This is a genomic window from Mycobacterium sp. GA-0227b (assembly GCF_001499855.1).
Taxonomy (GTDB): Bacteria; Actinomycetota; Actinomycetes; order Mycobacteriales; family Mycobacteriaceae; genus Mycobacterium.
In genome coordinates this window covers 324,631-336,664 of record NZ_LQIK01000029.1, presented here as the reverse complement: position 1 = coordinate 336,664, position 12,034 = coordinate 324,631, and the positions used below count along the sequence as shown (strand labels likewise).

Below are 12,034 nucleotides of genomic sequence, written 5' to 3'. Positions count from 1 at the left end.
GACCGCTACGGTGACAGCGAATAGCGGATCGGCAGATGCTTGAGTCCGCCCACGAAAGTCGTTGCGACGAACTGCGGTTCGCCGGCCAACTCGACCGCTTTCAGGCGCGGCAGCAACTCGGTGAAGAAACTGTTCACCTCCATGCGGGCCAATGCGGCCCCCAGGCAGAAGTGCACGCCGTATCCGAACGCGATGTGTTTGTTCGGGTCGCGCCCGACGTCGAAGCGGAAGGGGTCGTCGAAGATGTCCTCGTCGCGATTACCCGAGACGTAGGACAACAGAACCGATTCCCCCGCCGCGATCGATACACCACGGATGGTGGTGTCCTCAGCGGCGGTGCGCATAAAGGCCTTCACCGGTGTGACCCAGCGGATCATCTCTTCGGTCGCCAGTGGCATCAGTCCAAGATCGGCGCACAGCCGCTGACGCTGGTCGGCATTCTCGATGAGCGCCAGCATCCCTCCGGAGATGGTCGCGCTCGTCGTGTCATGTCCTGCCGCGGCGATGATCGCGTAGTACGAGATCGTGTCGATGTCCGACAGCGGCTCACCGTCGATGGTCGCGTTGGCGATCGCCGATGCCAAATCATCGGTCGGGTTCTCCCGGCGTGAGGCGGTCAGCGCGGTGAAGTACTCGAACATCTCCAGCAACGCCGACATCTGCTCGGACGGGTCGGTACTACGCTTGAATTCGTCGTCGTCGCTGCCGAACAACTCCTGAGTGAGCTTGAGCATCAGTGGGAAGTCCGACTCCGGGATGCCGAGCAACGACATGATGACGTAGAGCGGGAAATTGACGGCGACCTGTTGGACGAAGTCGCACTCGGACCCGATCGTCATCATCTTGTCGACGTACACTTTGGCGAGTTCGTCGACGCGAACCTTCAACGCACGCATGGCCTTCGGCCGGAACCAGTCTGCGCCGATCGCCCGCACGACGCGGTGCTGCGGGTCGTCCATGTGGATCAGGGTGCGCACGCCGATCGCCGCCTGCTGTTCGTCACCCTCCTCGGTGACCAGCACCGGTCGCGGGTAGTTGGTGAACAGTGTGTTCGCCCGCTCGATGTCCATGATGTCCGCGTGCTTGGTGATCGCCCAGAACGGGCGGTAGTTCGGCACATCGACCCATGACACGGGGGCGTTCGCGCGCAGATGCGCCAGCGACGCATGCAGTTTCGCCTCGTCGGTGTAGGCCCGCGGGGTGGCGAAGACCTTGGCCGCCTCGTCCATCATCGGTGTGCTCACAAGCAACTCCTCGCCAGAACTGTCATATGCCGCGTAACTCCTTCAGCACCTGGGAGACGCTCTCTTCAGCAACCGACGAGGGAAATCCGATCATTACCCGGTCGATCAACCCGTCGCAGCGGTCCCGAATCTGCGCCGCCAGCTTGTCGATCGGCGCGACGACTGCGAACGCTTCGAGGATCTCGTCGTCGATCAGCGTGCCCATCGCATCCCACTGCCCCGCCAGGCTCAACCGGTGCAGTTCGGTATGCAGATCGCCCCAGCCGTGCAGCTCGAGGACCTTGCGATAGGCCGGCGTCGACCCGTAGAACGCGATCTGTTTTCGGGTGGCGACGGCGGCGGCGGTGAGGTCGCGTTCCCGCTCTCCGGTGACGACGAAGATCGGACAGGACACCTGAAAGTCGCTGCGTTGGCGGCCCGATCGGGCCATTCCGCGCTGCAGCGCCGGCGTGGTCACCTCGGCGAAGTAGCGCTTGGTCGTGAATGCGTGCGCCAGAATCCCGTCGGCCACCTCGCCGGCCAACTCCGTCATCGCCTCACCGACCGCGGCGAGGAACACCTTGGGCACACCGTAGTCGTGTGGTTCGGGCGTGAACATCGGCGTCATCAGCTTGTGCGTGTAGAAGTCGCCCTCGAACTCGAGGCGGGTGCCATCTCGCCAGCACGCCCAGATCTCTTGCATCGCGACAACGAACTCGCGCATGCGGCGCACCGGGTGACTCCACGGCATGCTGAACCGCTTCTCGATGTGCGGCTTGATCTGGGAACCGAGACCCACGATGAGCCGGCCGCGCGAGTAGTCCTGCAGATCCCAGCCGATGTTGGCGATTGTCATCGGATTACGTGCGAACGCGACCGCGATGCTGGTTCCCAGTTCGAGGGTTTCGGTGTGCTCGGCCGCGAGGGTCAGCGGCAGAAACGGGTCGTGGTTGACCTCGGCCGTCCAGCAACCGTCGTAGCCGCGTCGCTGCAGTGTGCTCGCCGCTCTTGCGATGTTGGCGAGCTGGCTGGAAACCGCCCCGTCGACCTTGAGGGCGGCGCCGCTAAGCATGGTCGTAGACGCTACAGTAAGCGATTCAGTATGGTCAACGCGGACATCTGAGTGCAACGATCGCCGTGCGGAGACAGGAGTTGTGATGGCCGAGGCAGAAGGCTGGGAGCACACGCTCGACGAGTTGTCCCGTCGACGCCGTCATGCCCACGGCATGGGTGGCACCGAGCGACTGGAAAAGCACCACGGCAAAGGCAAGCTCGACGCCCGCGCGCGCATCGAGCATCTCTTGGACAAGGGCACGTTCCGCGAGTTCGGCACGCTGGTCGGCGGTGACATCGCCGCCGACGGCATCGTCGCCGGCTCGGGATTCGTCGACGGCAGGCCGGTGATGGTCGGCGCCGAGGACTTCACGACGCTGGCGGGCAGCATCGGTCCAGGCGGGAACGCCAAGCGTTATCGGTTGGCGGAGTTGGCGTTGCGGGACAGAGTTCCGCTGGTGATGCTGCTCGAGGGCGCGGGTTTTCGGCCCAGCGGTGAGCACTACGGCCGCACACCGACCGACCTGCTCGCGCAGGCGCAGTGCTCGGGCAAGGTGCCGATGGTCGCGGGCCTGTTCGGGCCGTCGGCGGGCCACGGCGCACTCGTCGCCCCCGTCTGCGACTGGACGGTGATGAGCAGTCAGGGCGCAATCTTCACGGCGGGGCCGCCGGTGGTGAAAGAGTCGACGGGCGAGGAGATCTCGAAGGAAGACCTGGGCGGGCCCGCCGTGGCGCTCGCCAGCGGCGTCATCCACAACCTCGCCGACGACGACGAAGCCGTGCTCGACGACATCCGCCGCTATCTGTCCTACTTCCCGTCCAGTGCGTGGTCGTATCCGGAATCGCTTTCCGACGATGCCGAGCCGCGGACGACGTCGGAACTGCTCGACATCGTGCCCCGCGGCAACCGGCGCGTGTACGACATGCGACGGGTGCTCGACGTGGTCTTCGACCGCCCCGACTGGTTCGAGGTTCAGCCGAAGTTCGGCGCTGCCATCATCTGCGCGCTGGCCCATCTCGGCGGCCACCCCGTCGCGGTGGTGGCGAACCAGCCCCAGGTCCTTGCCGGTTCGATCGATGCCGATGCCGCCGACAAGGCCGCCCACTTCATCGCGGTTGCCGACTCGTTCCATCTGCCGATCGTGTTTCTGGCCGACAATCCCGGCATGCTGCCCGGCAGCCGGTCCGAGAAGAGCGGGGTGTTGCGCAGCGGCGCCCGGATGTTCGCCGCGCAGACCGCCGCGACGACGATCAAGCTGCATGTCACGTTGCGGAAAGCCTATGGTTTCGGCTCAATGGTGATGTCGCTGTTGGGGTTTGACAACCAGAGCGCGACGTTCGCCTACCCGGGAGCGACGATGGGCGCGATGAGCGCGGCCGCGCTCAGCAAGGCGTCCCACGCCGCCGAGGATGTCGAGGCACGCCTACGGCGGATGGAGGTCGAGGCATCGTTCCGATCGGCCGGCCACCTCGGCTTCGACGAGCTGATCCATCCCGAGGAGACCCGGAATGCGTTGTTGTCGGCGCTGCAGCGGGCGGTCTACAGCCGCCAGGCCGCCGCCGAGCCGGTGTCCCGCACGGTGATCACGCCGTAGCCATTTGCGATTTCGGTGTCGTTGGTTGCGCTCACCGCACCTGCCGACACCGAAATCACTCACGAAGCGCGGTAGGCGGCGACGATCGGCTCGAGCTCGTCGGGGGTGGCGCCGTGCATGATGAGCGCGTCGGCGCCGTAGTCGAATTCCTTGCGAATGCGGTTCACGCACTGCTGCGGCGAACCGGTGGCCGCGGGTTCGAGCCATTCGTCGGGAATCAGCGTGGCGATGTGCTCGATCTGTTCGGCATTCGCCTTGTGGTCGATACCGCCGGGGATGGACTGCACCACCTTGTCGTCCCGGAAGCGCTGCAGCACAGCAGGATCCCAGCCGTTGGTGTTGATCAGCAGATCGCCGTAACCCTGTAGATAGGTGGCCAGCCGGGCCACCGTCTTCTTCAGGCGCAGCTCTTCGGGCAGGTGGTCGCCGACCGTGGCGAAACAGGACCACACCCGCACACTGGCCGGGTCGCGGCCGGCCTGTTCGGCGGCGTCCTTGACGGTCTTGACGGCGCGCTGCAGCGTCTCGGGGGTGAAGTAGGTGTGCAGAATGACATCGTCGAATGCCCGCCCGCCCAGGGCGAGCGTCTGCGGGCCGAACGCGACGATCGCCAACCGGATGTCCTCCTTGAAATCGGGGTCGAGGAAGAGCACCTGATACTTGCCGATCGGGCCGTCGTGGTTGAAGATCACCTCGCCGTTCCACAGCCTGCGCATGACGTGGGCGAAATCCTCCATCTGCGCCGTGGTCACCGACGGGATGCCGAACGCCCCGTACATCGCCGCCACCCCCCGGCCGATGCCGAGGGTGAACCGGCCCCCGGAGAGCCGGTGCATCGTGGTCGCCCACGATCCGGTGATCAACGGGTGGCGGGTGTTGTGATTCGTTGCCGCCGTGGCGATCTGCACCCGCGTGGTGACCGCGCACGCCGCGCCGACCAGCGACGACGCCTCCTTGACGTTCCACCGCTCGGAGATGAAGGCCGTACCGAACCCGAGCTCTTCGCCGCGGCGCGCCTCGTCCATCAGCGACGCCGGGCCTTCACCCCCGGCGCCGGCCAGCAGGTAGTAGCCCAGTTCGTCGAGCACCCGATCCGTCACGCCCAGACTCCTTGTTTGTAGCCGCAGTTCCACACTTCGACGATCCTGCCGTCGACCACCCTGAAGATCTCCATGCTGCCGATCGTGGTCTCCGTTCCGTCCTTGAGCTTCATCGGCGACTGGTAGACGATCGCGACGTGCTCGCCGTCATCGCCGGCCACCACCAGGTTCAGGTCGAACCGGATGCGTTCGGAGACATCCCACATGTCGATGACCCGCCGCACCGCCTGGTCGTGGGTGAGGGTGTGCGCTTCGCCTACCTCGTGGCGGATCACGGTGTCGCCCAACAACTCCTCGGCGAGCGCGAAATCGCGCCGATTCCATACCACCAGGTTGTACAACTCCACCACCTCGCGGGCAGACCGGGTCACCCGAACACCTCCAGGGCGTCGATCGCGTCGATGGCCGCGACCGCCCTGTCGGTGAGCGTCAGGCACAACCGCCGGGACCGGTCGGGCATCGTCGCCCACCCGTTGAGCGTGATCACCGGCAGGACCATCAGGTAGACGGCGGCGTAGCGGTATTGCCGCCACGCCTCGTCGATTCCGTAATCGGTGACACCGTGCGCCGCGACGTGGTCGAGGTACTCACGCAGGAGTGCCTTGTCGTGGCCCGCCCTGACCGCGGTCGGCAACCCCTGAGTCACGAGGTAGGCCACATCGGCAGCGCCCGCACCACGGGCGGCGAACTGGAAGTCCACCACCTTCATCTGCTCGCCCGCGAAGAACAGGTTGTCGGCGCGGATGTCGCCGTGCAAGAGCATGTCGCGTTCGGTGAGCACGGGCAGCGCCTCGACCGCGCGTTCGGCGAAGCGCTCGGCGAATGCGGCCACCGCCGCCGGCACCGCTTTCTCGGTGTGTGCGCGGTAAACCTCCCAACCGGGTCCGAAGGCCGGCAACAGCAGGTCTCGCGCGATCGGCGTATCGATGCTCGGAAATTGGCGTATCGCAGTCGCATTGAGCCCTCGGCATGTCCATGCGTGCAGGCCGGCCAGTTTGCCGATGCAGGTGCGGGCACGTTCCATCGACAGGCCCGTCAGATGGTCGGCGTTGTCCCAGCCCTCGAGGTCTTCGAGCAGGAGCACGAAGTCGACGCTGTTGTCGGCCACCCGTGCCGTGTACACACGCGGCGTCTGCATCGGGGTGCGTCCGGCGATGTCGCGGTAGAAGGCCAGCTCGCGCCGGTAACCGCCGAGCAGCTCCATCGCGCCGCGCGCCTCCGACACCGCGGGCAGCTTGGCGATCAGGGTGGGCGGCACCTCGCTGCCGGTCAGGTGCAGCCGGTAAAGCAACGACGAGAACCCGCTGTCCATCGCAATCTGCTCGGCGCGAACCGCTCTCACGATCGCAGTGCCCATGCCGGCGTCGTTGCGAAGCGCCTCGGTCAACCAGGCGGCGCCCACGTCGTCGATGCCGGCTGGTACCGCGGCCATGCTCGCTGTCATGTAGCGCTCCGCTGCGGGCTGACCGTCGCGAGGAACCGCTCGGAAGCGGCCTGCACCCCTCCGGCGAACAGGTGCCCCACGTGGCTGCCGCGATGCCAGTAGAGCTCACCGCCCCAGCGTTCGTGCAGCCGCTCGGCGGGTTCGCGTCGGGCCATCTGGTCGTGCCACGCCCCGACGATCAGCCGCCGTTCGGGCGGTGGTGAAGGTTCGAGCGGGTGATAGTCGACGAGCGACATCATCTGCTCGACGGGTTCTGAACACAGCAAGTCGATGGTGTCGTGCACCGACGGTCCCCACCTGCCCAGGTGCGCGGCGATCATCGCGTTGAGCCCGAAGATCGGGGTGTACACGGCGACGGCGTCCACCTCCTCGAGATGGGCGACCAGGCCCGCCACCGGGCTGCCCATCGAAACACCCGACACCGCAAGGGTACTGGCCTGCGGTCGCAGCCAGCGGACCACCGCCCGCACCTCGGAGACAGCCCTGATCACGCCCGCCAGGTTGTTCAGTGGGTCCATGTTCGGATAGGTCGGCCACCGCCGACGCCGGACCCCGCAGCCGGGCTGGACCGGCAGCGCGATGTTGTACCCGAGCCGGTCCTGAAGCCGTCGGGCCCGGGAGAACACGAGATCCATCGGTCTGCCCTGGCCGGCGCCGTGCACCCACACCAGCCACGGTCGCGTCTCGTCACCGTGTCGGCACAGGTGCACCACCGCGGTCGCCGGGCCGCCGAATTCGGCCAGCGGTTCCGGCAGGTGCGGATCATGTACGAAGACCAGCTGCTCGTACCGGTCCCGGCCGAATCGGCGTCGCCGGATCATCTTCGGCTGCAACGGATCCGGTTCGGCGTGTACAGCCGCCGATGAGCGCGAAAGCTGCTGCGCTGCGGTCACACAAGAGTCGATCGAGCGCTCCAGCCTCGGCGGTGGCGCGGCCAGCGTCATACCGGTCAACGCCAACTCGTCGAGCACGACCTCACCCAGTTGTCGAACACCGCTCACAGAGACCGGTTTCCAGCCGTCTTCCCGCAGCGCGGCATGGGCACGCGGCACCACGCCGGCGAAGTCGCGGCCGACGCGGTAGGCGCGCTCAGCCGCTCTCATGAAAGCTTGAACCCGGTGTAGCCGGCCTCGGCGATCTCGTCGCAGCGCCGCCGGTACTCCGGAATGCCTGCGGTGTAACCCATGTACATCCGCTTCTTACCCGGCACGTTGCCGCCGTTGTACCAGGAGTTGCATGTCGGATGGGCGAGCACCGTCGGCGCCACGAGGGCGGTGGTGTGTTCGACCCAGTCTCGCTGCGCGTCCGGCAGCGCCTCGATGGCGCGGTACCCGTTGGCCCGTAGGTACGCGATGCAATCGCCGATCCACTCCACGTGCTGTTCGAGCGCGGTGACGAAATTGCTTGCAGGCGCCGGGCTTCCGGGCGCCTGCACGATGAACAGGTTCGGGAAACCGGCCACCGCGATCCCGAGATAGGTGTAGGGCCCCTCGGAGGTCCAGAAATCACCGAGCGACGTGCCGTCGCGGCCGGTGGTGGCGATGCGGGTGAGCGCCCCGGTCATCGCGTCGAAACCGGTGGCGTAGACGATCACATCCAGCTCGTGGCTGCCCTGCTCGGTGCGGATGCCCCTCGGCGTCACCTCGACGATCGGCCCCTTGCGCAGGTCCACCAGCGTCACATTGTCGCGGTTGAACGTCTGGTAGTAACCCTGGTCGATGATCGGACGCTTACACCCGAACGGATGCGTCGGCGTCAGCGACGCCGCCGTCTCGGGGTTCTCGACGATGCGCGCCACGGCCTCGCCGTACAGCTTGGCGGCCATCTGGTTGGCCTCGATGTCGAAGAACACGTCACCCCAGCTCAGCGCACCGATGACACCGCCCTCCTCGACGGCGCGTACCTGCTCTTCGCGTGTCGCCGTCTTCAGCGGAGGTTTGGCCAGCATCTCGAACATCACCGAGAACGCGCTGAGCCGGGCCGCCCCCACGGCATGCTCGCGCTGCGCCGCACGGATTCCGGCGTAATTCGCCTTCAGTTCGTCGAGTTCGCCGTCGTAGAACGCGCGCATTCGCCACGGCAGCGTGTAGGCGGGCGAGCGCTGGAACACGGTGAGGTGACCCGCCTCCTGCGCGACGACCGGGATCAGCTGGACACCTGTGGAGCCGGTGCCGATCACGCCGACCCGCTTGCCGGTGAGATCGACGCGCTCCGTCGGCCACCGACTGGTGAACAGCGACAGCCCTTCGAACGTGTCCATGCCGGCGATGTCCGGTTCCAGGGGCACCGACAGGATGCCGGCAGCCGCGACGACGAAGGGCGCGACGAACGACTCCCCCGACGCTGTCCGCACCCGCCACTCTGCGGCGGCTTCGTCGAAGCTCATCGCGGCGACCTCGGAGCCGAAGCGGATGTCGCGCCGCAGATCGAGGCGGTCGGCGACGAAATTCAGGTACGCCTCGATTTCCGGTTGAGCGGGCATGGTCTCGGTCCACACCCACTCCTGCTGGATCTCGTCGGAGAAGCTGTAGGAATACTCGATGCTCTCGATGTCGCAACGAGCTCCCGGGTACCGATTGAACAGCCAAGTGCCCCCGACGTTCTCGGCCTTCTCGAGAACGACGGCCCGCAGCCCCTGTTCCCGCAGTCTGTGCAGTGCGTAGAGACCCGAGAAGCCTGCGCCGACGACGATCGCGTCGAAGCGGGCCGGACTGGAAACACTCACGGAGTCACCTCACGTTCGCGGCGTCAGAGATACTGTAATCATTACAGTATCTCGACCAGTCCGTGGGCGCGTTTCGACGAAGCGAGACGAAGGAGGCCGACCGTCAGCTGGACGACGCTCCTGCGGCCGCCAGCCGTTCCTGGCGGCGCTGCTCGTATTGCGTGGCACGGGCATCGACGAGGTCGAGAAAGGCCGCCAGTTCGTCGCGCGCCTGCGCGCCCCGGCCGTCCAGGTCGTCGCGCTCGAACACCTTCCAGAACCGCAACACTGGACGTAACACATCGTCGAGATGCGAACGCAGGTCGTAGATGCCCGCCTTGGCGATCGTCACGGCGTTCTCCGCGAAACCGGGCATCGTGCCTCCCGGCATCTGGAAGTTGACGACTTCGTGAGCGATCGCCAGCATGGTTTCATTCGGCGCGAGGTCGAGCGCCGCGTCGACCAGGTTCCGGTAGAAGACCATGTGCAGGTTTTCGTCGGTCGCGACCCGGCTCAGAAGTTGTTCGGCGACGGGACATCCAGAGGCCCGTCCGGTGTTGCGGTGGCTGATCCGCGTCGCCAGCTCCTGAAAGGACACGTAGGCCAGCGCCTCCAGCATCGACTTGTCGCCAGAGTCGTACCCGGCGGCCGTGTGCACCATGCGACCACGCTCGAGCGCGACAGGGTCGACGCCGCGGGTGACGATGAGATAGTCGCGGATCGCGATGCTGTGCCGGGCCTCTTCGGCGGTCCACTGACCGACCCACTGGCCCCAGGGCCCGTCGAGCCCGAACCGCATGGAGATCTCGCGGTGGTAGGAGGGGAGGTTGTCCTCGGTCAACAGGTTCACGACCATGGCGGCCTTCGAGACCTCGTCGAGGGGCGAATCCTGCGGTACCCAGTCCTGCCCGCCGAGCAACGCGAAGTCTCGGCCGCGGCTCCATGGCACGTAGTCGTGTGGATTCCAGGATTTCGCCATCGCGAGGTGGCGGTGCAGATTCGCCTCTACCACCGGCTCCAATTCGATGAGCAGCGCCTCTTGGGTTGTCGTCATCGAGACTCTCCCGTTCCCAACACCTGCGGATGTGGAACCTACGCTAGCGTAGGTTCCCGCGATTCAAGAGGCGTATCGCAGATTGCCCGCAAAGGAATGCAATACGGCCTCATTGGGGCGAACGCTCATACATGACCTTCCGCGCACCGATGCTGAAACGGCTACTGTAAGATTTTCCGTATCGAGGCAGGCAGAGGAGGCGACGTGAAAGTCCCGTTCACCTGGAAGGTCACCGGCTGGTTCATGATCGGCTGGTCGGCAGAGTTCGAGCGCAACGAGGTCAAGCCGCTGCGGTACTTCGGCGACGACCTCGTCGCCTACCGCGACGACGCCGGCGAGCTGCATCTGCTGTCGGCGCATTGCCGCCATCTCGGCGCGCACATCGGCCACGGCGGCAAGGTCGTCGGCGACTGCGTCGAGTGCCCGTTCCACGGTTGGCGCTGGGGACCCGACGGGACCAACCGCTACATCCCGTATCAGCCCGAAAAGCCGAACAAGGCGCTGCGCCTGCGGGTCTACCCGGTCGTCGAGCAGTACGGCTGCGTGTTCGCCTGGCATCAACCGGACGGCAAGGAACCGCAGTGGGAGATGCCCGACCTGTTTCACAAGTTCCCGCAGTTTCCGACCGACCCCGACGCGTATTACCGCCCGTACCCGGAGTTTTCGAGTCGTGCCGAACGCGAGCCGGTGCACCCGCAGATCGTCGCGGAGAACGGTCCCGACAGCGCCCACTTCCACTACGTCCACGGCGCCACGGTCACCCCCGTGTGCCTCAATTGGGAAGCGGTCGACGAGGAATGGCGCTTCCTGACGGGGTGGCCTGACACCCGCAGCGATGACCCCGCGAAGATGGCGCTGTACATCCACAGCCACTTCTCCGGGCTCGGCTTCGCGATCAGTGCGTTCGAAGGATCGTCGAACCACCGCCTGATCTTCGCCTGCACACCGGTCGAGGACGGCTACTCGGACATGTTCTATTCGATCTGGTGGCCCCGGGTGCCCGGCGACGCCTCCGATGTGCCGCCGGACCATGTGCGCGAGCAGGTGGAGCGGCAGTTCATGGGCACGGTGTGGGACGACCTCAACATTTGGCGGTATCAGGAGTACATCGAACGTCCCGCGTTGTCCAAGGTCGACGCGAAGCCGTATATGGCCATGCGCAAGTGGGCGACCCAGTTCTACGAAATTCCCGCCACCCCACCCGGTGAAATTCCCGCCACCCCGCCCGGCGAGGTGCCCGCGACGGTATGAGACCCGACCTCGCCGACATCGCGGCCCCCGGCCACACCGCGATCGTCACCCAGGAGTGCCAGGGCGCGGTCGTCGGCCCCGACGCCGGGCTCAAAGCCCTGGCCGACGAGGCCCGTCGCGAGGCCATTCCCAACATCGAGCGGCTGTTGCCGGCGGCCCGCAGCGCGGGTGTGACTGTGGTGCACTGCCTTGTTCAGCGCCGTCCCGACGGGAAGGGAGCCAACCACAACGCGAAGATCTTCTCGTTCGGCGGCGCCGTCGCGATCGCCCCCGGCACCCCCGGCGCCGAACTGCTGCCGGAACTGGGGCCCGAAACCTCCGACGTCGTGCTGCGCCGGTCGCACGGGATCGGCCCGATGGGCGGGACGGACCTGGACGCGGTGCTGCGCAATCTCGGGGTGACGACGATCGTCGCCGTCGGGGTCTCGGTCAACGTCGCGATCACCAACCTGGTGATGGACGCCGTCAACGCCGCGTACCACGTTGTCGTACCGCGCGACGCGGTGGCAGGAATCCCCACCGCTTACGCCGACGCGATCATCGACAACACGTTGTCGCTTCTGGCGACGATCACCACCACCGACGAGCTGATCGAAGCGTGGAAGTAATA

General features: G+C 66.2%; 11 protein-coding genes. 3 read left to right on the top strand and 8 right to left on the bottom strand.

Features of this window, described 5'->3' with window-relative positions; all coding sequences use genetic code 11:
* Positions 1 to 5: 5 nt before the first annotated feature.
* Together AU185_RS17430 and AU185_RS17425 are read right to left on the bottom strand one after the other, a co-directional pair.
* The gene (locus AU185_RS17430; protein WP_059100851.1) at positions 6 to 1,229 is read right to left on the bottom strand and encodes a cytochrome P450; all 1,224 of its coding nucleotides are present in this window, start codon (positions 1,227 to 1,229) and stop codon (positions 6 to 8) included.
* A 37-nt stretch (positions 1,230 to 1,266) separates the two neighbouring features.
* On the bottom strand, positions 1,267 to 2,295 hold the full coding sequence (locus AU185_RS17425) for an LLM class F420-dependent oxidoreductase (RefSeq protein ID WP_059100852.1): 1,029 nt from the start codon (positions 2,293 to 2,295) through the stop codon (positions 1,267 to 1,269).
* An 85-nt stretch (positions 2,296 to 2,380) separates the two neighbouring features.
* Between AU185_RS17425 and AU185_RS17420 the strand changes: the two genes are divergently transcribed.
* Positions 2,381 to 3,871 (top strand): acyl-CoA carboxylase subunit beta, encoded by a 1,491-nt coding sequence (locus AU185_RS17420; RefSeq protein WP_059100853.1) that lies wholly within the window; start codon positions 2,381 to 2,383, stop codon positions 3,869 to 3,871.
* A gap of 59 nt (positions 3,872 to 3,930) precedes the next feature.
* On the opposite strand, the gene AU185_RS17415 is transcribed toward AU185_RS17420, so the two are convergent.
* The 6 genes from AU185_RS17415 to AU185_RS17390 form a co-directional block, all read right to left on the bottom strand.
* The gene (locus tag AU185_RS17415) at positions 3,931 to 5,004 is read right to left on the bottom strand and encodes a TIGR03857 family LLM class F420-dependent oxidoreductase (protein ID WP_502687781.1); all 1,074 of its coding nucleotides are present in this window, start codon (positions 5,002 to 5,004) and stop codon (positions 3,931 to 3,933) included.
* Entirely contained in the window at positions 4,968 to 5,342 is a 375-nt protein-coding gene (locus tag AU185_RS17410; RefSeq protein WP_059100855.1) for a nuclear transport factor 2 family protein, read from the bottom strand. The genes AU185_RS17415 and AU185_RS17410 overlap by 37 nt, the downstream gene beginning before the upstream one ends.
* Complete coding sequence (locus AU185_RS17405) at positions 5,339 to 6,415, bottom strand: phosphotransferase (RefSeq protein ID WP_059100856.1); 1,077 nt, start codon at positions 6,413 to 6,415, stop codon at positions 5,339 to 5,341. The genes AU185_RS17410 and AU185_RS17405 overlap by 4 nt, the downstream gene beginning before the upstream one ends.
* A complete protein-coding gene (locus AU185_RS17400; protein WP_059100857.1) occupies positions 6,412 to 7,518 on the bottom strand; it encodes an alpha/beta hydrolase in 1,107 nt (368 codons plus the stop codon). The genes AU185_RS17405 and AU185_RS17400 overlap by 4 nt, the downstream gene beginning before the upstream one ends.
* Positions 7,515 to 9,140 (bottom strand): flavin-containing monooxygenase, encoded by a 1,626-nt coding sequence (locus tag AU185_RS17395; protein ID WP_059100858.1) that lies wholly within the window; start codon positions 9,138 to 9,140, stop codon positions 7,515 to 7,517. The genes AU185_RS17400 and AU185_RS17395 overlap by 4 nt, the downstream gene beginning before the upstream one ends.
* 103 nt (positions 9,141 to 9,243) lie before the next feature.
* A complete protein-coding gene (locus tag AU185_RS17390; RefSeq protein ID WP_059100859.1) occupies positions 9,244 to 10,173 on the bottom strand; it encodes an acyl-ACP desaturase in 930 nt (309 codons plus the stop codon).
* Between the two features lie 204 nt (positions 10,174 to 10,377).
* Between AU185_RS17390 and AU185_RS17385 the strand changes: the two genes are divergently transcribed.
* Both AU185_RS17385 and AU185_RS17380 read left to right on the top strand, forming a co-directional pair.
* Complete coding sequence (locus AU185_RS17385) at positions 10,378 to 11,424, top strand: aromatic ring-hydroxylating oxygenase subunit alpha (protein WP_059100860.1); 1,047 nt, start codon at positions 10,378 to 10,380, stop codon at positions 11,422 to 11,424.
* Positions 11,421 to 12,032, top strand: a complete 612-nt coding sequence (locus tag AU185_RS17380; RefSeq protein WP_059100861.1) for a cysteine hydrolase family protein — start codon at positions 11,421 to 11,423, stop codon at positions 12,030 to 12,032. Before AU185_RS17385 ends, AU185_RS17380 begins: the two co-directional genes overlap by 4 nt.
* Positions 12,033 to 12,034 lie beyond the last annotated feature (2 nt).

Excerpts from the sequence above, each read along its gene's own strand:
- AU185_RS17390 (WP_059100859.1), bottom strand. The coding sequence starts at position 10,173 with ATGACGACAACCCAAGAGGCGCTGCTCATCGAATTGGAGCCGGTGGTA.
- AU185_RS17380 (WP_059100861.1), top strand. The coding sequence starts at position 11,421 with ATGAGACCCGACCTCGCCGACATCGCGGCCCCCGGCCACACCGCGATC.
- AU185_RS17425 (WP_059100852.1), bottom strand. The coding sequence starts at position 2,295 with ATGCTTAGCGGCGCCGCCCTCAAGGTCGACGGGGCGGTTTCCAGCCAG.
- AU185_RS17430 (WP_059100851.1), bottom strand. The coding sequence starts at position 1,229 with ATGGACGAGGCGGCCAAGGTCTTCGCCACCCCGCGGGCCTACACCGAC.
- AU185_RS17400 (WP_059100857.1), bottom strand. The coding sequence starts at position 7,518 with ATGAGAGCGGCTGAGCGCGCCTACCGCGTCGGCCGCGACTTCGCCGGC.
- AU185_RS17420 (WP_059100853.1), top strand. The coding sequence starts at position 2,381 with ATGGCCGAGGCAGAAGGCTGGGAGCACACGCTCGACGAGTTGTCCCGT.
- AU185_RS17405 (WP_059100856.1), bottom strand. The coding sequence starts at position 6,415 with ATGACAGCGAGCATGGCCGCGGTACCAGCCGGCATCGACGACGTGGGC.